Here is a 25450-nt window from a genome sequence, read left to right as displayed (position 1 = left end):
TAGTGTTTAGTGTTTAGTGTTTAGTGTTTAGTGTTTAAAACTAAAAAAATAAAAATTATGGATTCCGTTATTTACGTATTAACTACAAATGGTTTGTTGTTTTTGTTAAGTATTATTTTTTGGAAATTTCCACCAAAAAAAATAAATAGTTTATATGGTTACAGAACTTTTAAAGCGATGCAAAATCAACAAATTTGGGACTTTGCAAACACAAATTTTAATAAAACCTTACTTTTTTATTCGGGTATCTCTTTTATTGGAGGATTAATTTTAGCCAACTTTTCAGCCAAAGAAATTACTTGGGAACCCATGGTTTTAGTGATGCTTTCTATTTTAGTATCAATCATAAAAACAGAACGTGCTTTAAATGATAATTTTACTGATGAAGGGAAAAGAAAAAAGAAGTAGTTTACAAATCAATTAAAAATACTTTGTCCTTTTAGGTAATCGAAATTTTTTATTTCTCCTATATCCAAAACACTGTGAAACAAAAAATCTGTTGTGATAGAATCTTGTTTTTTAGATTTTAGCTGCTTTATTTTTAAAGGATAACTTTTTTCAAAATTATTAGAATACCAAACTAACATTGCTGGGTTTTTAGAAGCTTTATGCTCTTGTGCATGCAACCACATATCATCTTCACCCAAAGTTTCTCCATGATCAGAAATGTAAATCAATATTGTTTTTTTAGAGGATTTTTTCAATTTTTCAATCAATTCATTTAAGAAAAAATCTAAATATAGAATTGTATTGTCATAAGAGTTTACAATATCTTCCTTTCTTGAAGATCCCAAATATTTACTAGTAATAATTGGTTTGAATTTCATAAAAGAGCTATCAATTCTGCTATTGTAAAACCAATGACTCCCAATCATATGAAAAGTAGTAATATTGTTTACATATTCATTATTGTCATCTTTAAAATAATTTAACATTACTAAATCTTTTTCTTTTTTAAAACTTAAAAAAGAATGAAATTTATCTACTATAGTTCTAGATGAGTTTTCATAAATAATATCTTTATAACTTTTTTCTAAGGTTTGATTTCCTATCCATTCTGTTTTAAACGATGCTTTATTCAACACAGAATATAAGCTGGTAAATTCAATGTTTTTTTCTACATTATCTATAGATTGATTGGTTAAAATTTGAGGTATACTTTGTGCAGTAAAAGTAAATGGAGTATATGTTTTATGAAAGCTTACAATGTTTTCTTGTTGAGAAAGTAATGGATTTGTATTTCTATAATATCCATTTAAAGATAAATGATCTGCTCTCACAGATTCGCCAATAACAACTATAATTTGCAGATTATTTTCTTTGGTTAATACATTTTGAGTTACCTTTTTTAAGGTAATGTTTGGTTTATCAAAATATTTAATTGTATTGAAGTAAATACTATAGGGAAGTCTATTTTTAAAAGCATCGAACTTGTAATTTTCTACCACAAAAAAAGTGATTATACCAATTATTGCAAATATTAATATTGGTGATTTTACGCTACTTTTTTGATGATTTTTATGATATTTAAAAAAGTAGACAATAGTAAAAGTTGCCAATATTAGGAATAAAATAAATGGAAAGTTAAATACATCCATAGCTATATCTAAGTTTGTTTCTAAAATTGCCTGAATCATTCCTACCCCAATTGTAAGGTCTTGTGTATACACCCAAAAAGCAAATGAAGAAGCAATAATAAATAAGATTGGTAATAGAATATTAAATACTTTTTTTAATAGACTAATTATATAAATAAACCCAAATAAAGAAAAGTGAAGTAAAAGAAAATGAAAACCATAAATAAAATTCCCTTTTAAACTACCAAAAGGAAGGTGAATATAAGATGCTATTGTTATAAAAATTACAATTAAAATTTGCAGTCTTAAATGAAAACTAATTTCTTGCTGAAGCTTTGATTTTTCCATTTAAAATTGGTAAATATTTATTCGTGAAAAGGATAATTGGATATAAGAATGCTAATTGAAAAAATACAAGAACTATTTTATCAAACTCATTAAAATTAAAAACTTTTACACTAAAAATCAGTAACAAAATTAGTTTAATTACGGTTAGCATTCTTAAGTGTAGAGCTAAAACAGGAATGGTATTTTTACCAAAAAAAGTCAAAATTTTTATTTGCTTTATTCTCTTGAAAAATAACAACCAAAAACCAATTGCAATAATTGCATTTAATAAAAATAGAAACTCATTTGTATATATAGATCTATACATATCTACTTTTACAATTAAAAATAAAGAACATAATAAATGAGCTATAAAAAAAATAACTAGCACTAAATTCCCTTGGATTATAGATTTTTTTTTGAATATATAATCTTTTAAAAAGAATGCTAATGCGTAAAAAGATAGCGAAACTAAAGATATGTCTAAACTCCAAATAATATGAATCCCAAATAATCTCGGAATTAAAAAACCTAAAAATATTAAAACTAAAACACATAGTATTTGGTATTTTTCTTCTTTTATTTTTCTAACAATTCCAAAAACTAAAAAACTAAAAAAAATTGATGGTAAGAACCACATAGGAACACCCCAACTCATATATGGATGACCTCCTTGTGCATAGAAAATACCTAAAAAGTGATCTAATACACTATAATTTAAGAAAACAGAGTCTCCAAATTTTCTACCTATTAATAACCAAAATAAAAAAAGTAAACAACTCCATAAAAAGTAAGGCACCAAAATTTGATTTGCTCTTTTTTTTACAATTTTCAAATTTATTTTAGGTGGATGAAAAAGACCTCCGATAAAAAAGAACAGAGGCATATGAAAACTATAAATATAACCTTCAACAACTGGTAAATTATGACCATAGATGACTAAAATAATTCCAAACCCTTTTAGTTGGTCAACCCAATTTATTCTTTGTTTTATAGAAGTTATCATATTTCATTTTTATAATAATTCTTATTCATTTTAAAATTTAAAAAAATGAAAATACAAAAATTAAAAATTAGCCATAAAAGAAACAGATAAATTTCTTCCTGGAGAAGAAACTCCAGATGCAAATTCTATATAATGCACATCAAAAATATTGTCCAATCTTGTTTGTACAGAAAAGTTTTTACTTACTAAATAACTTCCATTAATTCCAAAAGTTACCCAACTTGGCGTGCCAAAAAATTTATCTTTATCATTGGTTGCATTTGCGTTTACAATTGGTGTTAACTCGTGGTTATCTATACCTTCTGTAAAGTTAAAATCTTGTATATCTTTTTTACTGTTAAAGCGTAATTCAGCACCTAACTCTATTTTATCTTTTTTATAATTTACTTGAAACTGACCAAATAATGGCGGAATTGAAGACATTGGTTCTTTGGTATCGTAAGTTCTTCCTTTTGTATAGGTTATAAACCCTGATGTATTTATAGTTTCAGAAATTTTTCCTAAATAATTTATTGTATACCCCAAAATATAGGCAGTCTCTTTATTAAAATTAGTTACTGCATTTCCCAATTCACCATCAAATTCTACTTGTTTTATAGTTCCATTTGCATTATAAACAAAATCTCTTTGAATATAATTATCTAATAAAGTATAATAAACATTTGCTCCCAATCTAAATTTTCGTTGGTTAAAATACTTCTGAATTCCTATTTCTGAACTGTAAGCAAACTCTGGTTTTACGTCGATATTAGGAACAGTTATTTCTCCAGCCTTTTCACGAACTCTGCCAACATCATCTATATTTGGTGCTCTAAAACCAGAAGATAAAACACCATTCAATTGCCAGTTTCTATTTGGTTTATAAACATAGCCTATTGTTGCAGTAATTGCAGAATTATTTGTGCTAATATTTGTGGTTGGTAAATCTAAATATGTTTCGTCTATCCAAACTGCATTTAAGTTTGTGTTTGTAAAACGAATACCCGTATTTAATGTAGATTTACTATTAATATTCTGTCTATAATCTATATAAGCAGCTGTGCTTAAATAATCACTTCCTCCATCAGGATATCTAGATTGCACTTTAAAATTGTTCGAGAACCCATTAATTTCATCATTCACAATATTTAAAGTTTTACCATAAGAAGTAGAATTTACATCATTATAATTAAACTCAAAACCATAAGAAAGCACTCTTTTTTTATCCTCACTTAAAGGCACAGAGAAGTCTCCATTTACACTAAAAACATCTACTTCTTCTTCTCTATAAGAACGCTGTAAATCTCCGAATTTTCTTTGAATTCTGCTTTCTTGAATGTTTTGATAAGCAACTGTTATGGCTCCACTTTCCAACCAATTTTTGTTAGGATTGATTAAAATTTGAGATGAAATTAACAATCTGTTTTGAGGACCATAATACCATTCTGCAAACTTTAAAGAAGATACATCTGTACTATTTTTAAGTTCTGTTAACCTATCAAATCTTTGAATATCTGAAGATGTTGAGTATTGTAAATTGATTTTTAAATCGGTATTTTTTGATAAAGGAACAAAAAACTTTTGCAAAACATCAGTTTGATGATACCCTGTATTTCTTAACAAATTTGGATCAGAATTTAAAGTCGGATTTGCATTGTAATTCCCATTCACATTTTCTGAATAGTAGAAAACTTTTCCCCAATCAGAAAAATTATGATTTCTATTCTCACCAGCTTTTAAATTGCCAAAATCTGAATAAGAAATACTCGTAAAAGATGCCCAATTACTAAAACTAACCTCTGCAGAAACATTAGTTGTAATTTCTTGATTTACAGTTGAAAACCTAGAAAAAAGATTGCTTTCTACTTTATTTTCTTCAGATAATTTAGGTGTTTTTGTATAATAATGAATTACGCCTCCTAAAGCATCTGAACCATAAATTACAGACGATGGCCCGAAAACTACCTCTGTTTTGTCTAATAAGTTTGGTGAAAGTGTAATTGAGTTTTGTAAATGTCCCTTTCTATAAATAGCATTATTCATTCTAACACCATCTACCACCAACAAAACTCGGTTAGATTCCATTCCTCGCAAAACAGGACTTCCTCCTCCAAATTGAGATTTCTGTACTTTTATTCCTGGAATTGCAGCCAATAAATCTGCTGAGGTTTGTGGAGATATTTTCTGAATATCTTTTTGAGATAAAACAGCTATTTGTTCTGCAATTCTCTTTGCCTTTTCATCTTTTTTAAATGCAGAAATTACAACTTCATCTAATTCTTCTGATTCTTTGGTTAAATAAACCGTAAAATTTTGATTTTTTAAATCTGATTTTTTTATTCTAAAAATAGCGTAAGATAAATGCGAAAAGAAAATAATTTCATTTTCTTCTATAGATGAAATATCAGCAAAACCATCATCATCAGTACTTAAACTAACTGTATTAGACTCGTTAAAAACAGTAACATTTCTAATTGTTTTACCTGTTTCATTATCTAAAACTTTAATTTTTTGAGCAAAAGAAATGCTACCAATTAAAAAAACTAACGCAAAAAAGTAATACCTCATCATCAACTAAAAATGGTTTCTAATACTTGTAAAGATTTCGGATTTTTAAAATTGCCCAAATGTAATTTAAAATACTGGATAATAATTTGCAAAACTAGCTGTCTTTCTTTTTTACTGAAAGACACTTTTTCTATAGCATCAAAATTTATGCCTAACAGCTTTTTAAATTGATAAAAATTATTATTTGTAATCACATTTTTATCAAAAACGTCATCAGAAAAATTGCCTTCTAATAAATTAAACCCTTTTTTATCTTTTTGAGAAACATCTGGATAAAAACCCAAAAAACTTGTAAAATTCAAGAGAAACAGTAAATGAAAATTTGTGATTTTTTCATGCTCATCTAACCAAATAAATGCAGTTTCTAAATATTGATACAAATCCTTATTCTGCTCTTCTTCCTGTATTGAGTTTGATAAAATTTCGGATAAGAAAAAAATAACAGATTGCTTAACAATATCTAAATGTATCGTTTTATAAGGATGAATTACTTGAACTTCCCTTATTGAATTTAAAGAGTTTTTTAAATTGTGATTTGCAACAATTTTTAATTGCGTTAATGGCTGAAAATGAGCAACTTTTAGACCTGTTTTTTTAGCTTTTAAAACACCTCGAATTAAGTAACTTTTTAAACCATCTTCTTCTGTAAAACATTTTACAATAAGACTTGTGTCACTATATTTTAGCGACCCCAAAACAATTGCTTTTGTGCTAACAATAGCCATTAATTTACGATCGCAATTTTTGTAGTTGCGTTTTTTGAAGCATCATCATTAGATAATAAAACTATATAAACACCAGAGGCAACTTTTCTACCTGCCAAATTTCTTTTATCCCAAACTACCTTACCTCCTTGTAATTCTTGTCCTTCTACAACATTGGTTTCATATACCAAATTCCCAGCAACATCCAAAATTTTCACATTGGTTCCTTTAGGTAAATGGGTTCCATTTCTACCATCAATGGTTATAGTTTCATGGTTTTTTAAAGCTGGATTTGGGTATGCATACACTTCACCTAAACTTTCTCCAAAAGGTGCAACATTGCTGTTGTATGCTACAATTCCTTTATCTGTTGCAAAATATACTTTGCTATTCGTATCATCTACTCTAATTTTTAAAATTCTGTTAGATGGTAAAGGGGAATTTTCTTTACTAAAATTTGCCAAAGTTCTTTGACCTGAAGGATTTGTATAAATGACTCCTCCATTATCTGTACCAAACCATTTATTATCTGCACCATCCACAACAATAGTATTTACTCTTTGGTCTCCTAACAAACGTTCTCCAACTCCATTTTCTTCAATAATAACAGGTTCTGCATTTAGTACTTCTGCATCAAAAACACCTGAAGCATTTCTAAAAACCACCATTCCAGATCTTGTACCTAACCAAACTCTACTGCTTCCATCTATTGCTACTGTTAATACATCTGTATCTGGTAAATTACCTAAATTCGGAGTTGCTATTAAAGCTCTCTGCCTATTTCCATTTTCATTAAAAGCGTAAACTCCATTTCTTCTTGTACCCATCCAAACAGTATTGCTGCTGCTTATTGCTACTTCATTTAATCCATAAATGGTAGGTTCAGTTTTTAAAGAACTAATATTAAAACTACTCCAACTTCCAGAAGGAGATAATTTTTTTAACTCATTTATGGTGCTTACATTGGCCACCCATAAATTACCTTGCGAATCAAAAACAGAACCGCTAATTCTTAAACTTGCTCTTGTGGGGTCTAAAACTAAATCTTCTAAACCGCTATTTAAATTATTAAGAAAAGTTTTTTTTGTATCATCTTCTACCACAAGCATACCTCCTGTGGATACAGAATTGATATCTCTTGTGTCTCCATAAGAACTTATATACACTCTGTTATCCACATTTGGGTCAATCGAAATATAGTTCAAATCAATTACAGGAAAAGTAGGATCAAAAGGTGTATTAATCCAATTCTCTCCATTATAATGACTAAATCCTTTTTTAGTTTGTGTTGGTGTGTGAGTAATATCATACCCCCCATAAACTACCCAAAGATTATTGTTTTTGGCATCGATTGAAAATACATCGTTCGAAAGTGGACCTTCTGGATGTATTTCTTGGTAATTATTAATTTGACTTATAGTGGTTTTCAGAATTCCAAATTCGTTAGTAGCTAAATAAATAGTTTTGTTTTCAAAAAAAGCATCTGCCAATGTAAAATCGAAATCTGCAATTGTACTGAATTGAGCTATTTGGTTTTGATTGGTATCTAAAACAATCGCACTTTTATTTAATGATATGGTTAAATTAGAGCTAGATGAATTTAAGTTTACTATATTTTCAAAGAAGTTTCGAACTTGAGTAATTGATCCATTTACAAATTCGTATAAAACTGCATTTTCTGAGATATAAATTCGATCGTTTAAAATAGAAATATTGTTAAAATTTGCTCCAGGAAACTGCTGTGTCCAATTACTAAAGTCAATTAATAAAGCACTATTTACATCTGCACTAAAAAGTCCATCTTGGGTAACAGCTATTATTTTATTGTTATTAATTAGTGTTTTATTTATAAACAATGCACTAGAACCATTTCCTATAAAAAAAGTGTCGCCAAATTCTAATTTTTCTATATTATATTCTACAATAGCAAAAGGTGTAGATAAATAGAGTTTGTTTCCAAATTCAGAAAAGTGGTTGATGCTTTTAGAACCAGATTGACTAAAATTTACAATATCTGATGAAATTGTAATTTCACCATTTTCATCAATAACCTCTAACAAACCATTTTCGTAACCAATAACCAATCTTTTATATGCAGCACTGTAATAAATTGCAGAAGTTGTTTCTCCAGATAAACCTTGAATTGATGAAAACTTTTTTATCTCTAGAGAGTTTTCATTGTAGGTAAAAACTGCATTATCTGAAAGCGCATAAATAATATCATCAACCTTTATAAAATCTTTTATTTTGTTGTATGAGTAAAAATCTTCCCAAGAATCACTATAATCAACTTGTGAAAAATTAGATTGAAAAATGAAAAAAAGGAATAAGAAATATAGATTTTTCATGCGAGTATTTATACTTTCAAAGATATTTAAATATTCTAAAATAACGATAAAAACAACTATATTAGTACTTAAATCTGTTCAATTTTATGACTTTAGAAATAGAAAGAAAATTTTTGGTAAAAAATAACGACTTTAAAAAAGAGGCTTATCAACAGCGAAAAATAAAACAAGGTTATTTAAATTCTGATAAAAATAGAACTGTTAGAATTAGAATTACTAATGATAAGGCTTTTATTACTATAAAAGGAAAATCTAACCAAACAGGAACAACTCGTTTTGAATGGGAAAAAGAAATAGATAAAACTGAAGCTGAACAATTATTAATGTTTTGTGAACCTTCTATTATTGATAAAACCCGATTTTATGTAAAAAGCGAACATCATATTTTTGAAATTGATGAATTTTATGGAGCTAACCAAGGTTTAATTGTTGCAGAAATTGAGTTAAATTCAGAAAATGAAAATTTTAAAAAACCAGATTGGCTAGGAAATGAAGTTACTGGAGATTTAAACTATTACAATTCTAGTTTAAGCAAAAAACCTTATAAAAACTGGTGATTTTTTACAAATTATAAATTGCTAAAAAGTGACATAAACTACCCAATAAAACAAACAAATGAAAAATAGCGTGGTTAAATGGGATCTTTTTTATAGAATATAAAATAGCTCCTACTGAATAAAAAACACCACCTGCAACCAAGTATTCAAAATTTTCTGCTGATATACTTTCCATTAATGGCTTAATAAAAAACATCACTTGCCAACCCATAAGTAAATAGAGGGCTGTAGAAATTTTATCAAATTTACCTGTAAAAAAAAGTTTTAAAATAATGCCTGTAAGTGCAAAAAGCCAAACAAAAAGAAACATATACCAACCTAATTTGGAATCTAAACCAATTAAACAAAAAGGAGAATAACTACCTGCAATTAAAACGTAGATGGCAGCATGATCGAAAATGTTTAGTTTTCTTCTTTTCTTAGGATTTTTTGCAGCATGATAAAAAGTAGATGCAGCATACAAAATAACCATACTTAAACCATAAATTACAAGACTTATTGGTTTCCAAAAACCATTAAATTCTATAGATTTTACAACTAAAAAAGGGAAAGCTATGATACTTAAAAGCAAACCCAAACCATGAGAAATAATGTTTAATTTCTCTTCTTTTACACTATATTGGTGATTTAAATTCTCGCTCATTATTAGGTCTGTTAGTGTCTTTCATATACTTTTTATCGCTTATTAAATCGTTATAAACAATATCAAAAGTTTGTTTTTTTAGGCTTTCTAAATCTTCGATTTTTAAGCCTTTCGTTTCTATAAATTTATGCTGTCGAATTCTAAAAACACCAGGTCTTCCTTTAAAAAAATCCCAAGAAAAAAACCGTTTACAATCTAAGTAAACTTGTGGTATAATTGGTATTTGATACTCGATGGCTAAACTAAAAGCACCATTTTTAAAAGGTGCTAAAACTACGTTTTCAGTAGGCACTAATCCTTCAGGAAAAATTGCCATACTTACTCCATTTTTTAATTTTTCTTTCGCAATTTTATAAACTCGTTTTCTGCTTTCTGGATTGCTTCTATCAACCATAATTACCACTTTTTTATAAAAAAAACCAAAAATAGGAATTTTCACAAACTCTTGTTTACCCACAAAAACAATTGGGTTTTTGCTTAAAGCAATTAGCACAAAAGGATCCATTAATGATGCATGATTTGGGCAAAACATATAACTTTTATCTCTTTCTAATTCTTGGTCTCTTTTCACTTTTAAACGAAAACCCATTCCATAAATTAAAACTTTAGACCAGATTCTAACCATTTTCCAAAAAGTAGGATAATAGCTTTCTTTGGCAGTTAAAATCAACAAAAAGGGAATCATGATAAGAATGGTTGCTATCATTAAAATATAGAACCAAATACGCCAAATTAAAAGAAAAGGAATTTTTAAAAATTTCATAAGTGGCAAAAATACTAATATTCTTTTGTTTATTGGTTTTCTAAATCAAAACCTTATTTTTGCGCTCACAGAACGTTTTATTAAAACAATCTTACTCATATTTTTTTTTAAATACATTGTAAATGTCAAGAATTTTAACAGGAGTACAAAGTACAGGAACACCACATTTAGGTAATTTATTAGGTGCTATTTTACCAGCAGTAGAAATGGCAAATAATCCTAAAAATGATGCGTTCCTTTTTATTGCAGACATGCATTCTCTAACGCAAATTAAAGACGGAAATCAGTTAAGAGAAAACACCTATAGTACTGCTGCAACTTGGTTGGCTTGTGGTTTAGATATAAATAAAACTGTTTTTTACAGACAGAGTGATATACCTCAAGTTACAGAATTATCTTGGTATTTAAGTTGCTATTTCCCATATCAACGTTTAACATTGGCACACAGTTTTAAAGATAAATCTGATAGATTAGCAGATGTAAACGCAGGTTTATTTTCTTACCCTATGTTGATGGCTGCAGATATTTTATTGTACGATGCAGAAATTGTACCTGTTGGAAAAGATCAATTACAACATTTAGAAATTACTAGAGATGTAGCCAACAGATTTAATAATATAATTGGAGAAACTTTAGTAATTCCGAAAGCTAAAATACAAGAACATACAAAATTAGTTCCAGGAACTGATGGCGAAAAAATGAGTAAATCTAGAGACAACATTATTAATATTTTCTTAACAGACAAACAGTTGAGAAAACAAATAATGGCTATTAAAACAGATAGCACTCCTTTAGAAGAACCAAAAAATCCTGATACTGATAATGTCTTTGCAATTTATAAACTACTTGCTTCTGATGAAGAAATTAAAGTAATGAGAGCAAATTATTTAGGTGGAAATTATGGTTATGGACATGCAAAACAGGCTTTGTATGAATTAATCATAAAGAAATTTGCAACTATTAGAGAACGTTATCATCACTTTATGAATCATAAAAATGAAATTGATTATGCTTTAAAACTAGGAGCAGAAAAAGCAACTATTGTTGCTAATGATGTTCTAAAAAGAGTAAGAACAAAAATTGGTTATTAAGTCAAAATTTTAAGAAAAAATAAATGCCACTCTTAGTGGCATTTATTTTTTAATATTTTTTTTATTCTTAAACCCATTGACAAATAATACCTCCCATAATTGCTAAAGTTACAATCCAGTAACCAGCATTTATTGCAATATATTTAAAAGATTTCTTTTCAAATAAAGCTTGAATTCCTAAGATAGGTAATGCCAAGAAAAAGCCAAATAATATTCCATGAAAAGCACCATGTTTAAACGTTCTAAAACGATCGCTATAAGTCGCAACAAAGTTTTCGAAATAGGAATATGCTTCTCCTGTTTGTTCGTTAAAACCAGGCTCGCCTGCTAAAGTAGAAAAAACACCCATTTGATGAATAACCATAGGCATTAAAGCAAATGCAATAAGAAGACTTAACACATAGCTTATACTAAGTGTTTTTACCATATTTGTGTCTTCTAAAGATTCTTTGGTAAAACCCATTTGGTTCATCCAGGCATTACCAAATAAAGGTCCATACCAGACAAAACCAACAATCATTGGTACAAGTGCTGCTAAAAAAAAGATGTAAAAATTCATTTCCATGATAAAAAAGTTTTTTGGTTGAGTATCAAATATATGAAATAAGATTATGACTTTGAGATGGTTGCAAAAAAAAATCTAAAACTAGAGGTTTTAGACTTTTTATATTTGATTTAAAAATAATTATTTAATCTTTAATGATTTTGCAATGGCTTCTAGCTCGAAAACAAATGCTCTTTTACTTATGGAAGGTGCATACGTAAAACCTTCTACTATAATTAATCTATTATTCTTTTTATCTAAAACTGTATAATTTAGAAACGGCCCTGCCATAAAATCGTTTTTAACTTCCCATTTTCCACGAGTTTCATACGCTTTTTTTCCATCTATTTCTGCATCAAAGGTAAAAGGTGTGTATGCTTCTTCTGTAATCATATACATCCCTTCTTTTGAGCCTGGAATGTATTTTTTACCTATGCTATTTCTAACGGACACTATACTATCTGCAACCTGAGATTCATCTCCCAAAGGAACAGAGTATAGCAATATATTGTTGGTTCCTGAATTTGCAATTCCGCTTGTTAAATAATCACGTAACCATAAAAATTCTCCTGTATCATCTACCGTTTTAAATTTTTTTGGAATTGTTAATGATAAACCCAAATTTTTTAGAGTTACAAATTTAGAATCATCTAATTTATCTTTTTCAAAGATGCTTTGTGTAAAAGCAATATCTGATTCTAAGAAAATTCTTTTTATCTTTTCCTTATTCTTTTGTAAGCTTTTTATAATTTCTTGGTCATTTTTTGCTTGCACATAAATAATAGTTTGCGGTTGAGCAAAAACGTTTGTTTTTACAGTAAAACTGGCTGTTGGTGCTTCTGTAATTATTAGAACATTTCTGCTGGCTTTCATCATAGAACTAAAACCTTCAGGTGCCACTTGAGATAAAGATAAAATAGGTTCTGGTTGTGGTAAACCAACTTGCAACTCACCAAAAGAATTTCTGATTTCTTGACCCACATCACCTGTCCAATCGCTAATTTTTGCAACAACCATTACTTTGTTGATTTTTCCAATAGAATCTCGTAAAATCATTTTGTCATTTCCAACACACGATACTAATAATAAAGTGAGGAATGCAATTGAAAGTATTTTTTTCATGAGTTTAGCTTTTATAAATTTTTAGTTAGTTTTAATATCATTACCAAAAATTGTTCCATTTTTTATTTTAAAGTAAATTATAGAGAATTTAAAAATTATTATTTAATAGAAATATTAAATTCTTTTCGGAAAAATATAAAGTCTCTGACCTATTTTTAAATTACTGGTCTTTAGGCTATTCCATTTTTTAATATCGCTAACTCTTACACCAAATTTATCAGCAATTTTGCCTAAATAATCGCCACTTTTAACTTTGTAGCTAACGCGTTTGTCCATTTCGAAATACTTAGGCAAAGGCTTTTCTCTCTGAGAATCATCTAAATCTGCTAAAGCATATAATTCTTTTTCTTTGTCTAGAAATTCGATAATTTTATTTTTCGGCAAACGAACTGCATAATTTCTGTCTTTAATTGCTGGTATGATATCTAATTTATAAGAAGGATTTAAAAAAGACAACACTTCTTCATCAACATTAATAGTTTCTGAAATTTGATCGAAAGAAACCGTTCTTTTTATTTGAATGGTGTCTGTTTGAAAATTAAAATATTCAGGAACTTCAGAATATATTTCATGATCATTGGCATGTTCAAAAATATACATTGTTGCATAAAATGCTGGCACATAACCTGCAGTTTCTCTTGGCAAATAAGGTCTAATATTCCAATAATTTGTAAAACCTCCAGAACGTTTTATAGCTTTTGAAACGTTTCCTGGTCCTGAATTATAGGCTGCCAAAGCCAAATCCCAGTCGCCAAAAATTTTATACAATTGGCTTAAATATTTACAAGCAGCTATTGTAGATTTTACAGGATCGAATCTTTCATCTACATAAGAACTTACTTTTAAATCGAATTGTTTTCCTGTGCCATACATAAATTGCCACAAACCAGAAGCACCCACTCCAGATTTTGCTCTTGGTTTTAATGCAGATTCCACAATTGATAAGTACTTCATCTCTAAAGGAATATCAAACTGATCTAAATACTGTTCGAACATTGGAAAATAGTATTTTGCTTTTGCCATTAAAGCTGGATAATATTTTTTACGATACAATAAGTAACTATTAATTACTTTTTCTAAAGCAGGATTAAAGGCTAAATTAAATGGAGTGTTATCATTTAAAACAGACAATCTACTCTTAAGTAAATCTGTTGTTAAAACAAGATTTGTTTCTCCAATAATATCTTTATCGTTAATTACGTATTCTAGAGTATCTAATAATGGCGAGCTAAATTTTTCATCGACTAATAAACTATCGATAATTCTTAAATCGTCGTCTGTAAAAAAAAGTTTTTTTGTAGACTCTTTTGTAGACTCTTTTTTAAATTCTGTTTTAGATTCTGTTTTAGAAATCTTAAGGTCTGTTTTTATTGCAATAACACTGTCTTTTTTCTTTTGTGCAAGCACAGAAAAACTAATCAATAAAAAGAATAAAAATTGTTTCATAAAATGCTATGTATCTAATTCTAGTGCAATTGGACAATGGTCTGAATGTTTCGCTTGTTCTAAAATATAGGCTCTCTTAATTTTATTTTTTAAAGGTTCAGAAACCATTGCATAATCTAACCTCCAACCTTTGTTATTGGCTCTTGCATTGGCTCTGTAACTCCACCAAGAAAATTGTTGCAGGTCATTATTTAAATACCGAAAACTATCTATAAAACCACTGTTTATAAAATCTCCTATCCAGGTTCTTTCTTCTGGTAAAAACCCAGAAACTCCTTTCATTTTAGGATTGTGAATGTCTATTTCTTCGTGACAAATATTAAAATCTCCACAGATAACTAAGTTCGGAATTTCTTTCTTCAAATTATTGATGTATTGCTGAAATTCATCCATATAATTTAGTTTAAATTCCAGCCTGTCTAAATTAGTTCCAGAAGGCAAATACAAACTCATAATTGATACATTATCAAAATCTACTCTAAGGTTTCTACCTTCGAAATCCATAGATTGAATTCCAGTGCCATATTCTATGTGCTTGGGCTTTTCTTTACAAAAAACTGCTACTGAAGAATATCCTTTTTTTTGAGCAGAAAACCAATAATGATAAGGATAACCTGCATTTTCGAATTCTGTAAGATCTAATTGATCTTTATGGGCTTTTGTTTCTTGTATGCAAATAACATCCGGGTTTGCAGCTTTTAACCAATCTAAAAAACCTTTTTTTAGTGCGGCTCTAATTCCGTTTACATTGTATGATATTATTTTCATGAAGTTATCTTTAATTCTTATGCTAATTAATAATAATCGATTCTTTTAAAAAGATCCAAGTGATTTGAGTTTTTGTTCCAGTTTGAGTTTGTATTTTCTTTCTTTTTGGTGATAAAACAAACGCTAAGGTTACTGAAAAAACTGTTCTTAAAAGTGGATTTTCTACTCCTGAAATATACGTAATACCATAAAAGATTAAAAAAATAACTATGTAAATTGGAATTGGATATTTTGCAATTTCTTTCAAATTAAATACTCATTTCTGGGATTTCTCCATTAACTACCAAAGTGCCTTCTGTTGCCTTCTGAACATCTTCTACAGAAACTCCAGGAGCTCTTTCTAACAAATGAAAAGCATTATTTTTCACTTCTAAAACTGCCAAATTTGTAACAACTTTTGTTACACAACCAACACCTGTTAAAGGTAAAGAACAACGTTTTAAAATTTTAGATTCTCCAGCTTTGTTGGTGTGCATCATTGCAACAATAATATTCTCTGCAGATGCAACTAAATCCATAGCACCACCCATTCCTTTTACCATTTTTCCTGGAATTTTCCAATTAGCAATGTCACCATTTTCTGAAACTTCCATGGCTCCCAAAATTGTTAAATGAACGTGCTTCCCACGAATCATGGCAAAACTTGTAGAAGAGTCAAAAAAACTTGCACCAGGCATTGTTGTTATGGTTTGTTTCCCTGCGTTTATAATGTCTGCATCTTCTTCGCCTTCGAAAGGAAAAGGCCCCATGCCCAGAACTCCATTTTCTGATTGAAATTCTACTTCTACATCCTCTCTGACATAATTCGCAACTAAAGTAGGAATTCCGATTCCTAAATTTACATAAAAACCATCTTGAACTTCTTGTGCGATTCGTTTTGCTATTCCGTTCTTGTCTAACATATCTAAAGCCCCCTAACCCCCAAAGGGGGAACTTACAGGCGTTCTGTTCTATTATTTTTTTCGTTATTCTTAGTTTTTTATTTTTCTAATTATTTTACTCCCTCCCTTTGGGAGGGTTGGGGTGGGCTCTCACAGTTCTCTGTTCAATTCTTTTTTCATAGTTTTTTCCTTGAAAAATTCTTTGTACAAATATTCCAGGAATATGAATATTGTTAGGATCTAACTCACCAACAGGAACTAATTCTTCAACTTCTGCAACTGTAATTGTAGCTGCTCCACACATGTTAGGATTGAAGTTTCTAGAGGTTCCTTTAAAAACTAAATTTCCTGCAGCATCACCTTTCCAAGCTTTTACAAAGGCAAAATCTGCCTTAAAAGCTGGTTCTAAAACATACATTTTTCCATCAAATTCTCTTGTTTCTTTGCCTTCTGCAACCTCAGTTCCATAACCTGCAGGTGTATAAAATGCTGGAAAACCTGCTTGTGCAGCTCTGCATTTTTCTGCTAAAGTGCCTTGTGGAGTTAATTCTACTTCTAATTCTCCAGACAACATTTGTCTTTCAAATTCATCATTTTCACCTACATAAGACGAAATCATTTTTTTTATTTGTTTCCCTTGAAGCAACAAACCCAAACCAAAATCATCTACTCCAGCATTGTTAGAGATACAAGTAACTTTTCTAACATCTAGCTTTACTAATTCAGAAATAGCATTTTCTGGAATGCCACACAAACCAAAACCTCCTAACATAAATGTCATTCCACTTTTGACTCCTTTTAAAGCTTCTTTAACATTATTTACTTTTTTATTAATCATAATTACTACTATTTTATGATGATTTAAAAATCTGTATCTCCACCTGAAATTGAATTTTTATCTTCCTGAGATTTTTCCTGACAATTAATATTTATTGATAAATTTTCTGGCTTTTCGAAATCTTCTTTACTAATATTTAAGTTTTTATCCTCATAACATTTTCGCATAAATAGTGCCCAAGAAGGCAATGCCATAGTTGCTCCTTGACCTTTTGTTATTCCAAAAAAATGTGTTGCCCTGTCTTCACCACCTGTCCAAACGCCTGTTACTAAATTAGGAACAATACCCATAAACCAACCATCAGATTGATTTTGAGTAGTTCCTGTTTTACCTGCAATTGCATTGGTAAATTTATAAGGAAAACCCGTAACTGCATCACCACCTGAAGTATAAGTTGAACGCAATCTTATCCCAGAACCAGATTGTGTAACTCCTTCTAATAAGTTTAAAATTACATAGGCAGATTCTTCGCTTAAAACTTCTTGAGTTTGTGGCCTAAAGTCTTTTAAAACAGTGCCATTTTTATCTTCTATTCTCGTAATTATCATCGGTTTTACACGTAAACCTTTATTAGCAAAAGTGCTGTATGCACTTACCATTTCTAATAATGATAAATCTACTGCACCCAAAGCTATTGATGGATTTGGCTGTATTTCTGTTTCTATACCAGCTGCTTTTGCCAATCGAACTACGTTTTCTGGAGAAACTTTATCAATTAAATTTGCAGAAATTGTATTTACAGAACCTGCTAATCCATCCTTTAAAGTAAGCATTCCTCCATATTCATTATTAGAATTATCTGGAGTCCAAGCTTCTGGAATGCCATACTTGCCTTTTGGAATTGTGTAACGAATGTTTGGCAACTCATCACAAGGAGACATTCTTAATTGATTGATGGCAGTTGCATAAACAAAGGGTTTAAATGTAGAACCTACTTGTCTTTTTTGTTGAGCTACAGCATCGTATTTAAAATGTTTGTTATTTATACCACCTACCCAAGCTTTTATATGACCTGTTTGTGGTTCTATAGATAATAACCCTGAACGCAAAAAGTATTTATAATATTTAATAGAATCGTTTGGAGACATGATAGTATCTTTATCTCCTTTCCAAGAAAACACTTTCATTGGTGTTTTTGTATTGAAAATTTTCTTGATTTCTTTTTCTGATTTTCCGTGAATTTTTAAACGTTTATATCTTTCAGAATTCTTTCTTGCACGATCGTAAATTCCATCTATTTGGCTTTGATCAATATCATAAAAAGGAGCTGTTTTATTTCTTTTTTGTTCTCTAAAAAAACTTTCTTGCAAATTAGCCATGTGCTCTTCCACTGCTTCTTCTGCATATTGTTGCATTCTAGAATCTATGGTTACAAAAATTTTTAATCCATCACTAAAAATATCATATTGTTCGCCATTTGGTTTTGGGTTATTTTTTACCCAATTTCGCATTATCTTTTGCAAATGTGTTCTAAAATAAGTAGCATAACCTTCATCATGACTTTCTGGAGTATAATCTATGTTTAGAGGTAATTGTTGTAAATTTATCTTCTCACCTTCTGTAATAAAGTCGTTTTTGGTCATCTGCAATAAAACAACATTTCTTCTTTGTTTTACCAACTCCTCTCTTCTTAAAGGATTAAAATAAGAGGAGTTTTTTAACATGCCCACCAACATTGCAGATTCTTGAATTTCTAATTCTTTTGGTTCTTTGCCAAAATAAATTCTTGCTGCAGAACGAATACCAACTGCCTGATTTAAGAAATCGTATTTATTTAAATACATTGCAATAATTTCTTGCTTAGTATATTGCTTCTCAAGTTTTGTTGCAACTACCCATTCTTTCAACTTCTGTTTTATCCTTTCAATCGGATTTCTAGATTTTTCTCCAGTAAATAACATTCTTGCCAATTGCTGTGTAATAGTACTTGCACCACCACTTCCTGGCTTAAAAATGGCTCTTGCTGTTCCTCTAAAATCGATTCCAGAATGTTCGTAAAAACGCTCATCTTCTGTAGCAACTAAGGCGTTTACTAAATTTTCTGGTAAATCTTTAAAATTAACAGGCGTTCTATTCTCTTTCGCATACTTACCAATGGTAACACCATCTGAAGAAATTACTTCTGTTGCCAGATTGTTTTCAAAATTTTCTAATTCTTGGAAAGTTGGTAATGTGCCCAAGCCACCAATAGAAGCTATATAAAATAGTAAAATAATTATGGTAAATCCTCCAAGAACTATGCCCCAAAACCAGACTATATATTTTCTAAAATTTGCTGTTTTCTTTGTCATAAATAAAACTTTTTCTCAAATTTTTGAGATTTTTATTAATTTTTGTATTCTTTAAAAAGTAAATTTATTCTGTTTTTTCGATGCTGAAACCTACATCTTGCACTCCTTCTAAAAATGGAATTACTTTTAAATCCCCATTTTTTCTCATTGCCTGATGCACTTTAAACTCATATTCACCATTTAAAGGAAACACTTTATTTTCTTTATAGAATAATTTATTTTCTTTAATGTCTGTAAATCCTTTTCCTAAAAACTTGCCAAAATTATCAGTCATTTCATATTGAAGTGTATCTATAATTTTAGTTCCATTTGGGAAATCTAATTCTGTAATTACAAATAAATTGCTGTATGCGTAATTTCTATTATTTCTAATATTGATAAACAAATCTTTTGATGAAATAGTGTCTGTTATTTCGAATTTAAAAGAGACGTTTTTATTTGCTTCCCAAGAAGCATTTGGTAATGATTCGTATTTTGAAAACTCAATATTATCACTACAAGAAACAAGGAAAAGAAACAAAATCAAAAAAGTAAATCTGCTATTTTTCTGGAGAATTGTTACCATTTTTTGGCTTATTTTTATTCCTATTTCTGTTATTTTTTCGTGGTTTATTTGTTTTAGCAACTTCTGCTGTTGGTTGATTTGCTTGATTTGAATTGCCTAAATCTTTGTTTTTTTGATTAGGATTCTTTCTTGGCTTTCTCTTTACCTGCTGTTTTTGAGGGCTTTCTTTTGTCTGATTTACAGCAACTGTTGCTGGTTTCTTCTTCTTGTTATTTCTTCTTCTGTTACTTTTCTTTGGAGTATCAAAACGAGTTAAACTATCTTGACCAACAGCATCTTCGAAATCAACTTTTTCAATAATTTCTACATCAGATTCGTACTCTTCTAACGAAATAGATTTCTCGTTATTTTTATTTAGTTCAATAATTTCTAAAACTTGATCTAAAGTTAAACGAAACCATTTAAATCTTTCTTCTGAATATGTATACCAAAGATGTTTCTTAAAAATATCCATCTTTACAAAAACGGCATCGCCTTTTTCTGTTTTTAAAATTAAATCTTGTTTTGGGAAAGATTTTAAAGCGTCTAAATAAGAATCTAATTCAAAATTTAAACAACATTTTAATTTACCACATTGCCCAGCTAATTTTAATGGATTCAAAGATAACTGTTGATAACGTGCAGCAGAAGTTGTTACTTTTCTGAAATCTGTTAACCAAGTTGAGCAACATAATTCTCGTCCACAAGAACCTACTCCACCTAATCTTGCAGCTTCTTGCCTGGCACCCACTTGTTTCATTTCTACTCGAATAGAAAATGCACTTGCTAAATCTCTAATTAGTTGTCTAAAATCTACTCTAGAATCTGCAGTGTAATAAAACGTAGCTTTGTTTCCATCACCTTGAAATTCTACATCAGAAAGTTTCATTTGCAAACCTAATTTACCTAAAATTTCTCTTCCTTTTCTTTGTGTTTCCTCTTCTCTATCTCTAGAACTTTGCCAAACATCAATATCTCTTTGAGAAGCTTTTCTATAGATTTTTAAAATTTCTTCACTGTCTTCAGCAACTTTATACTTTTTCATTTGCACTTTTACCAATTCTCCTGCTAAAGAAACAGTTCCAACATCATGCCCTGATGAACTTTCTACAGCGACAACATCACCCATAGAAATGGTTAAATTTTCTGTGTTTCTAAAAAAATGTTTTCTACCATTTTTAAAACGGACTTCAAAAATATTAAATCGTTCTTCACCATTTGGTAATGTCATATTCGAAAGCCAATCAAAAACTGCTAGTTTTTCGCTTCCACTGCCACAAGTTCCTGTGCCACAATTACCATTACTTTTACAACCTTTAGGTACTCCATTTTCTGTTGTACCACAACTTCCACATGCCATGTTAATTATATATTTTTATCCGTTTTTAAGGATTAGTGGTTTGTTTTTGATATAAATACCTCAAAATTATCTCTAAAATTTTAAAAACTTATGATTCATAAATTGATTATCAAGCTGATATAAAAACACAACTTCATCTAAACTATTTCGTAAATATACGTATTCTCGAACAATGAAAAAACAGGTTCTTAAAAGTTATTAAAACTACTTTTCACTTTATTTACAAACCAAATGTAGGTTTAAAGTTTGTTTTAATTTTAGTGTTTTTAGAATTTGTAAGGATTGAATTAGTATTCGCATAAAATCTAAAGTTCGTAACAAAAAAAGGCCACTAAATTGTGGCCTTTTTAATTTTTTATTTGAAAATATTAATTCTTAAACTTCAACACTTTACTTCTTCCTTTTTTGAAAATTTTATTGCTATTGCCTTTTCCTTTTCTCAATTCTTTTTGTTCTTCAAATGATAATTGAATTATTTCTTGACAGTCTGTAGAGCAAGTATGTTCCATTTTTTCTGCACATTCGTCACATTGAATAAACAGCAAATGACAAGCTTCGTTTGCGCAATTGGTATGTGTGTCACAAGGTTTTCCACATTGATGACAGTTGGAAATTACATCGTCTGTAATTTTTTCTGCACGTCTATGATCGAACACAAAGTTTTTACCAATAAATTTATTTTCTATACCTTCTTCGTTTACCTGACGCGTGTATTCTATAATACCACCTTCTAATTGAAACACATTTTTAAAACCTTTGTGTTTATAATAAGCTGATGCTTTTTCGCAACGAATACCACCTGTGCAATACATCAATAAATTTTTATCTTCTTTATTGTCTTTTAGATCTGCTTCTATAATATCCAAAGAATCTCTAAAAGTATCTACATCTGGAGTTACTGCTCCATCAAAATGCCCAATTTCACTTTCGTAATGATTTCTCATATCCACACAAACTGTATCTGGGTTTGCCAACATTTCATTAAATTCTTTGGCATTTAAATGTACACCCTTGTTGGTTACATCAAAAGTTTCATCATTTAAACCATCAGCTACAATTTTATCACGAACTTTTACCTTAAGCTTTAAAAAAGATTTATTGTCTTGTTCTAAAGCAACATTTAAACGAATATCTTTTAAAAAAGAAATGCTGTCTAATTGATTTTTTAAGGCGTATAAATTTTCTGATGGCACAGATAACTGTGCATTAATGCCTTCGAAAGAAACATAAATTCTCCCTAAAACGTCTAAAGCATTCCATTCTAGGAACAACTTATCTCGCAATAATTGTGGGTTTTTTATTTTGTAATATTGATAAAAAGAAATGGTAAGTCTGTCTTTACCAGCTTTATCAATTAATTCTGCGCGTTCTTTTGCGCTTAACTTGTTGTACAGTTGCATGCTATACTTTTTTAAGTTGAACGATTCGTTTTATGATTCCTGCTTTGGCAGGAAAGACAATTTATTTGATTTTTGAAAAACTTCAAAAGATTTTTTCGTGATGCAAAATTACAGTTTTTGAAATGGATTTCATAGATTTTAACTAAGAATTGCTTTTTAGAGCCATAGCTGGTAAACAAGTTTAGCCCAGATTGAAGACATTCGTCAAGCTCAAGACAGGCTAATGTTTGAGCTCTTTTTTAGTTGTCAGTTCGAGTAAATTTGGTTTTTCTGCAAATTTGTATCGAGAACAAAACTAAAAAAAGCGAGTGTGATACTGAAACAAGTTCAGTACAGGAAGCTGGAAATAGCTTCTAAAAAATAAAATTATGTCAAGTTGTTAAAAATTAAACAATCCAAATTATTTTGGTAAATATTTATTAAAATAATGGTCAACATTTATTTTGTTAGCATCTTTGCAAACGAAAAAAAGAGTGTCTTAATTTTTAAGACACATTAAAAATGTCTTTTCTGCGAAAGTAGGAATCTAATAATAAATAAAAATGAAAGTAGCTGTAGTTGGCGCAACTGGAATGGTTGGCACTGTAATGTTAAAAGTTTTAGAAGAACGTAATTTACCAATTACGGAATTAATTCCTGTGGCTTCAGAAAAATCTGCAGGTAAAAAATTAATGTATAAAGGAAAAGAATTTACGGTTGTTACTTTGCAAGATGCTGTAAATATGCAACCAGATATTGCTTTGTTTTCTGCTGGTGGTACTACATCTTTAGAGTGGGCTCCGAAATTTGCAGAAGTTGGCACTACAGTAATTGATAATTCTTCTGCTTGGAGAATGGACGTAGATAAAAAGTTGGTAGTTCCAGAAATTAATGGCGATGTTTTAACTAAAGATGATAAAATTATAGCCAATCCAAATTGTTCTACAATACAGTTGGTAATGGCTTTAGCGCCTTTACACACAAAATATAAAATGAAACGTTTGGTAATTTCTACTTATCAATCTGTTTCTGGAACTGGAGTAAAAGCAGTTCAGCAATTAGATAATGAAGAAGCAGGAATTGATGGAGAAATGGCTTACCATTATAAAATTGGTAGAAATGCGATTCCACAATGTGATGTTTTTTTAGAAAATGGTTACACCAAAGAAGAAATGAAATTGGTTAAAGAACCTAAGAAAATTTTACGTGATGATTCTTTTTCGGTAACTGCAACTGCAGTTCGTATTCCTACTGCTGGTGGACATTCTGAAGCTGTAAATGTTCAGTTTCATAACGATTTTGATATTGCAGATGTTCGTAAAATATTAAGTGAAACTCCTGGAGTTGTGGTGCAAGATGATTTGGCAAATAACATTTACCCAATGCCAATTACTGCAAACGATAAAGACGAAGTTTTTGTTGGACGAATTCGAAGAGACGAATCTCAAGAAAATACCTTAAATTTGTGGATAGTTGCTGATAACCTTAGAAAAGGTGCTGCAACAAATACCGTTCAAATAGCTGAATATTTAATAGCAAATAATTTAGTTTAATTACATTTATGGCAGATTTTCACAAAATACACATACAAGAAATCAAACAAGAAACCGCAAATGCGGTTTCTGTTTTGTTAAACATACCTGCTCATTTAAAAGCAGATTTTAATTTTGTTGCTGGGCAATATATTACGTTGCAAACACTCATTAATGGCGAAGAAATTCGCAGAGCATATTCTATTTGTTCTACTCCAAAAAGTGGCGATATTCGAGTAGCCATCAAAGCAGTAGAAAATGGAACTTTTTCTAAATACGCAACTTCCTATTTAAAAGAAGGTGATGAGATCGAAGTTTCTACACCTGAAGGAAGATTTTTACTAAACCCAGAACCCAATAAAAATTATATTGCTTTTGCTGCTGGCTCTGGAATTACACCCATTTTATCGATGGTAAAATCGGTTTTAGAAAATGAACCTACTTCTAATTTTACTTTGGTTTATGGAAACAAAACTGCAGCTGACACTATTTTTTATGATGAGTTAAATGCTTTAAAAGAACAGTTTTCTAGCAGATTTAAACTACATTATATTTTTAGTAGAGAAGAAGTAAAAAACCAATTAAGAGGTAGAATTGATAAAAGTGTAACCAACTACTTTGTTAAAAATATGTACAAAGAAACCTCTTTTGATGCTGCTTTTTTATGTGGCCCAGAAGAGATGATTCATAGTGTTTCAGCTACATTAAAAGAAGCTAGTTTTTCAGCAGAAAACATTCATTTCGAACTGTTTACAGTTTCTATTGATGAACAAGCAACTTCAGAAATAAAAGAAGGAACTACAGAAATTAGTGTGTTATTAGATGATGAAGTAACTACTTTTACAATGGCGCAAACAGACAATATTTTAGCTGCCACTTTACGAAATGATTTAGATGCGCCTTATTCTTGTCAAGGTGGAGTTTGCAGTTCTTGTTTGGCAAAGGTTACTGAAGGAAAAGCTGTAATGGTTAAAAATTCTATTTTAACAGATAGCGAAGTTGCAGATGGTTTTATTTTAACTTGCCAAGCACATCCAACAACTGCAAAAATTTCAATTGATTTTGATGATGTTTAAATTGGAGCAAATTTTAAAAAGATGTTCTCGATACAATTTTTCATTTTTCAAAATTACTCGAACTAACCTATAATTTTTTTAAAAAGGATGCTTTTTGCATCCTTTT

Annotated in this window: 23 protein-coding genes; 5 read left to right on the top strand and 18 right to left on the bottom strand. The window is 29.7% G+C overall.

The window, feature by feature from the left end:
- Positions 1 to 57 precede the first annotated feature (57 nt).
- Positions 58 to 408 (top strand): SdpI family protein, encoded by a 351-nt coding sequence (locus WAO74_RS05740; RefSeq protein WP_422160295.1) that lies wholly within the window; start codon positions 58 to 60, stop codon positions 406 to 408.
- Between the two features lie 8 nt (positions 409 to 416).
- Here WAO74_RS05740 and WAO74_RS05735 read toward each other — a convergent pair whose 3' ends face one another.
- The 5 genes from WAO74_RS05735 to WAO74_RS05715 are packed head-to-tail and all read right to left on the bottom strand — an operon-like array spanning position 417 to position 8509.
- Positions 417 to 1925, bottom strand: coding sequence for a sulfatase-like hydrolase/transferase (locus WAO74_RS05735; RefSeq protein WP_422160293.1), 1509 nt, complete (start codon positions 1923 to 1925; stop codon positions 417 to 419).
- Positions 1894 to 2910, bottom strand: coding sequence for an acyltransferase family protein (locus WAO74_RS05730; RefSeq protein WP_422160291.1), 1017 nt, complete (start codon positions 2908 to 2910; stop codon positions 1894 to 1896). The genes WAO74_RS05735 and WAO74_RS05730 overlap by 32 nt, the downstream gene beginning before the upstream one ends.
- A 60-nt stretch (positions 2911 to 2970) precedes the next feature.
- On the bottom strand, positions 2971 to 5460 hold the full coding sequence (locus WAO74_RS05725) for a TonB-dependent receptor (RefSeq protein WP_422160289.1): 2490 nt from the start codon (positions 5458 to 5460) through the stop codon (positions 2971 to 2973).
- Entirely contained in the window at positions 5460 to 6182 is a 723-nt protein-coding gene (recO, locus tag WAO74_RS05720) for a DNA repair protein RecO (protein ID WP_422160287.1), read from the bottom strand. Before recO ends, WAO74_RS05725 begins: the two co-directional genes overlap by 1 nt.
- Positions 6182 to 8509 (bottom strand): hypothetical protein, encoded by a 2328-nt coding sequence (locus WAO74_RS05715; protein ID WP_422160285.1) that lies wholly within the window; start codon positions 8507 to 8509, stop codon positions 6182 to 6184. The genes recO and WAO74_RS05715 overlap by 1 nt, the downstream gene beginning before the upstream one ends.
- An 86-nt stretch (positions 8510 to 8595) precedes the next feature.
- Here WAO74_RS05715 and WAO74_RS05710 point away from each other — a divergent pair, with 86 nt between their 5' ends.
- Positions 8596 to 9066, top strand: a complete 471-nt coding sequence (locus WAO74_RS05710) for a CYTH domain-containing protein (protein WP_422160283.1) — start codon at positions 8596 to 8598, stop codon at positions 9064 to 9066.
- A gap of 4 nt (positions 9067 to 9070) precedes the next feature.
- On the opposite strand, the gene trhA is transcribed toward WAO74_RS05710, so the two are convergent.
- Together trhA and WAO74_RS05700 are read right to left on the bottom strand one after the other, a co-directional pair.
- The gene (trhA, locus tag WAO74_RS05705) at positions 9071 to 9709 is read right to left on the bottom strand and encodes a PAQR family membrane homeostasis protein TrhA (protein ID WP_422160282.1); all 639 of its coding nucleotides are present in this window, start codon (positions 9707 to 9709) and stop codon (positions 9071 to 9073) included.
- Positions 9681 to 10472 carry a lysophospholipid acyltransferase family protein gene (locus WAO74_RS05700; RefSeq protein WP_422160280.1) on the bottom strand — a complete coding sequence of 264 codons (792 nt, stop codon included), beginning with the start codon at positions 10470 to 10472 and terminating at the stop codon, positions 9681 to 9683. The genes trhA and WAO74_RS05700 overlap by 29 nt, the downstream gene beginning before the upstream one ends.
- A 122-nt stretch (positions 10473 to 10594) precedes the next feature.
- On the opposite strand from WAO74_RS05700, the gene trpS reads away from it, so the two are divergent.
- Positions 10595 to 11563: a tryptophan--tRNA ligase gene (gene trpS / locus WAO74_RS05695; protein ID WP_422160278.1), complete on the top strand. Its 969-nt coding sequence runs from the start codon at positions 10595 to 10597 to the stop codon at positions 11561 to 11563.
- Positions 11564 to 11630: 67 nt separating this feature from the next.
- Here trpS and WAO74_RS05690 read toward each other — a convergent pair whose 3' ends face one another.
- The 11 genes from WAO74_RS05690 to WAO74_RS05640 all read right to left on the bottom strand — a co-directional run bounded on the left by WAO74_RS05690 (position 11631) and on the right by WAO74_RS05640 (position 22757).
- Positions 11631 to 12128 (bottom strand): DUF1761 domain-containing protein, encoded by a 498-nt coding sequence (locus WAO74_RS05690; RefSeq protein WP_422160276.1) that lies wholly within the window; start codon positions 12126 to 12128, stop codon positions 11631 to 11633.
- Positions 12129 to 12248: 120 nt separating this feature from the next.
- Positions 12249 to 13229 (bottom strand): DUF4837 family protein, encoded by a 981-nt coding sequence (locus WAO74_RS05685; RefSeq protein ID WP_422160274.1) that lies wholly within the window; start codon positions 13227 to 13229, stop codon positions 12249 to 12251.
- Positions 13230 to 13343: 114 nt separating this feature from the next.
- Positions 13344 to 14675 carry a transglycosylase SLT domain-containing protein gene (locus WAO74_RS05680; RefSeq protein WP_422160272.1) on the bottom strand — a complete coding sequence of 444 codons (1332 nt, stop codon included), beginning with the start codon at positions 14673 to 14675 and terminating at the stop codon, positions 13344 to 13346.
- Between the two features lie 6 nt (positions 14676 to 14681).
- Positions 14682 to 15443: an exodeoxyribonuclease III gene (locus WAO74_RS05675; RefSeq protein WP_422160270.1), complete on the bottom strand. Its 762-nt coding sequence runs from the start codon at positions 15441 to 15443 to the stop codon at positions 14682 to 14684.
- 22 nt (positions 15444 to 15465) lie between these two features.
- Positions 15466 to 15690, bottom strand: coding sequence for a hypothetical protein (locus WAO74_RS05670; RefSeq protein WP_422160268.1), 225 nt, complete (start codon positions 15688 to 15690; stop codon positions 15466 to 15468).
- A gap of 1 nt (position 15691) precedes the next feature.
- Positions 15692 to 16345, bottom strand: coding sequence for a 3-oxoacid CoA-transferase subunit B (locus WAO74_RS05665; protein WP_422160267.1), 654 nt, complete (start codon positions 16343 to 16345; stop codon positions 15692 to 15694).
- A 94-nt stretch (positions 16346 to 16439) separates the two neighbouring features.
- Positions 16440 to 17162: a CoA transferase subunit A gene (locus tag WAO74_RS05660; RefSeq protein ID WP_422160265.1), complete on the bottom strand. Its 723-nt coding sequence runs from the start codon at positions 17160 to 17162 to the stop codon at positions 16440 to 16442.
- A gap of 23 nt (positions 17163 to 17185) precedes the next feature.
- Complete coding sequence (locus WAO74_RS05655) at positions 17186 to 19453, bottom strand: transglycosylase domain-containing protein (protein ID WP_422160264.1); 2268 nt, start codon at positions 19451 to 19453, stop codon at positions 17186 to 17188.
- Between the two features lie 64 nt (positions 19454 to 19517).
- The gene (locus WAO74_RS05650; protein ID WP_422160262.1) at positions 19518 to 20018 is read right to left on the bottom strand and encodes a gliding motility lipoprotein GldH; all 501 of its coding nucleotides are present in this window, start codon (positions 20016 to 20018) and stop codon (positions 19518 to 19520) included.
- Complete coding sequence (locus WAO74_RS05645; RefSeq protein ID WP_422160261.1) at positions 19993 to 21357, bottom strand: PSP1 domain-containing protein; 1365 nt, start codon at positions 21355 to 21357, stop codon at positions 19993 to 19995. The genes WAO74_RS05650 and WAO74_RS05645 overlap by 26 nt, the downstream gene beginning before the upstream one ends.
- A 368-nt stretch (positions 21358 to 21725) precedes the next feature.
- Positions 21726 to 22757: a rhodanese-related sulfurtransferase gene (locus WAO74_RS05640; RefSeq protein WP_422160259.1), complete on the bottom strand. Its 1032-nt coding sequence runs from the start codon at positions 22755 to 22757 to the stop codon at positions 21726 to 21728.
- 542 nt (positions 22758 to 23299) lie between these two features.
- Between WAO74_RS05640 and WAO74_RS05635 the strand changes: the two genes are divergently transcribed.
- Both WAO74_RS05635 and WAO74_RS05630 read left to right on the top strand, forming a co-directional pair.
- Positions 23300 to 24289, top strand: a complete 990-nt coding sequence (locus WAO74_RS05635; protein ID WP_422160257.1) for an aspartate-semialdehyde dehydrogenase — start codon at positions 23300 to 23302, stop codon at positions 24287 to 24289.
- A gap of 8 nt (positions 24290 to 24297) precedes the next feature.
- Complete coding sequence (locus WAO74_RS05630) at positions 24298 to 25344, top strand: 2Fe-2S iron-sulfur cluster-binding protein (RefSeq protein ID WP_422160255.1); 1047 nt, start codon at positions 24298 to 24300, stop codon at positions 25342 to 25344.
- Positions 25345 to 25450: the final 106 nt, after the last annotated feature.

This window comes from Polaribacter sp., from assembly GCF_049276715.1.
Lineage (GTDB): Bacteria > Bacteroidota > Bacteroidia > Flavobacteriales > Flavobacteriaceae > Polaribacter.
Note: the sequence above shows the minus strand (reverse complement) of the source record. Positions and strands in the feature narration are given on the sequence as shown.

Excerpts from the sequence above, each read along its gene's own strand:
- WAO74_RS05740 (WP_422160295.1), top strand. The coding sequence starts at position 58 with ATGGATTCCGTTATTTACGTATTAACTACAAATGGTTTGTTGTTTTTG.
- WAO74_RS05735 (WP_422160293.1), bottom strand. The coding sequence starts at position 1,925 with ATGGAAAAATCAAAGCTTCAGCAAGAAATTAGTTTTCATTTAAGACTG.
- WAO74_RS05730 (WP_422160291.1), bottom strand. The coding sequence starts at position 2,910 with ATGATAACTTCTATAAAACAAAGAATAAATTGGGTTGACCAACTAAAA.
- WAO74_RS05725 (WP_422160289.1), bottom strand. The coding sequence starts at position 5,460 with ATGATGAGGTATTACTTTTTTGCGTTAGTTTTTTTAATTGGTAGCATT.
- recO (WP_422160287.1), bottom strand. The coding sequence starts at position 6,182 with ATGGCTATTGTTAGCACAAAAGCAATTGTTTTGGGGTCGCTAAAATAT.
- WAO74_RS05715 (WP_422160285.1), bottom strand. The coding sequence starts at position 8,509 with ATGAAAAATCTATATTTCTTATTCCTTTTTTTCATTTTTCAATCTAAT.
- WAO74_RS05710 (WP_422160283.1), top strand. The coding sequence starts at position 8,596 with ATGACTTTAGAAATAGAAAGAAAATTTTTGGTAAAAAATAACGACTTT.
- trhA (WP_422160282.1), bottom strand. The coding sequence starts at position 9,709 with ATGAGCGAGAATTTAAATCACCAATATAGTGTAAAAGAAGAGAAATTA.
- WAO74_RS05700 (WP_422160280.1), bottom strand. The coding sequence starts at position 10,472 with ATGAAATTTTTAAAAATTCCTTTTCTTTTAATTTGGCGTATTTGGTTC.
- trpS (WP_422160278.1), top strand. The coding sequence starts at position 10,595 with ATGTCAAGAATTTTAACAGGAGTACAAAGTACAGGAACACCACATTTA.
- WAO74_RS05690 (WP_422160276.1), bottom strand. The coding sequence starts at position 12,128 with ATGGAAATGAATTTTTACATCTTTTTTTTAGCAGCACTTGTACCAATG.
- WAO74_RS05685 (WP_422160274.1), bottom strand. The coding sequence starts at position 13,229 with ATGAAAAAAATACTTTCAATTGCATTCCTCACTTTATTATTAGTATCG.
- WAO74_RS05680 (WP_422160272.1), bottom strand. The coding sequence starts at position 14,675 with ATGAAACAATTTTTATTCTTTTTATTGATTAGTTTTTCTGTGCTTGCA.
- WAO74_RS05675 (WP_422160270.1), bottom strand. The coding sequence starts at position 15,443 with ATGAAAATAATATCATACAATGTAAACGGAATTAGAGCCGCACTAAAA.
- WAO74_RS05665 (WP_422160267.1), bottom strand. The coding sequence starts at position 16,345 with ATGTTAGACAAGAACGGAATAGCAAAACGAATCGCACAAGAAGTTCAA.
- WAO74_RS05660 (WP_422160265.1), bottom strand. The coding sequence starts at position 17,162 with ATGATTAATAAAAAAGTAAATAATGTTAAAGAAGCTTTAAAAGGAGTC.
- WAO74_RS05655 (WP_422160264.1), bottom strand. The coding sequence starts at position 19,453 with ATGACAAAGAAAACAGCAAATTTTAGAAAATATATAGTCTGGTTTTGG.
- WAO74_RS05650 (WP_422160262.1), bottom strand. The coding sequence starts at position 20,018 with ATGGTAACAATTCTCCAGAAAAATAGCAGATTTACTTTTTTGATTTTG.
- WAO74_RS05645 (WP_422160261.1), bottom strand. The coding sequence starts at position 21,357 with ATGGCATGTGGAAGTTGTGGTACAACAGAAAATGGAGTACCTAAAGGT.
- WAO74_RS05640 (WP_422160259.1), bottom strand. The coding sequence starts at position 22,757 with ATGCAACTGTACAACAAGTTAAGCGCAAAAGAACGCGCAGAATTAATT.
- WAO74_RS05635 (WP_422160257.1), top strand. The coding sequence starts at position 23,300 with ATGAAAGTAGCTGTAGTTGGCGCAACTGGAATGGTTGGCACTGTAATG.
- WAO74_RS05630 (WP_422160255.1), top strand. The coding sequence starts at position 24,298 with ATGGCAGATTTTCACAAAATACACATACAAGAAATCAAACAAGAAACC.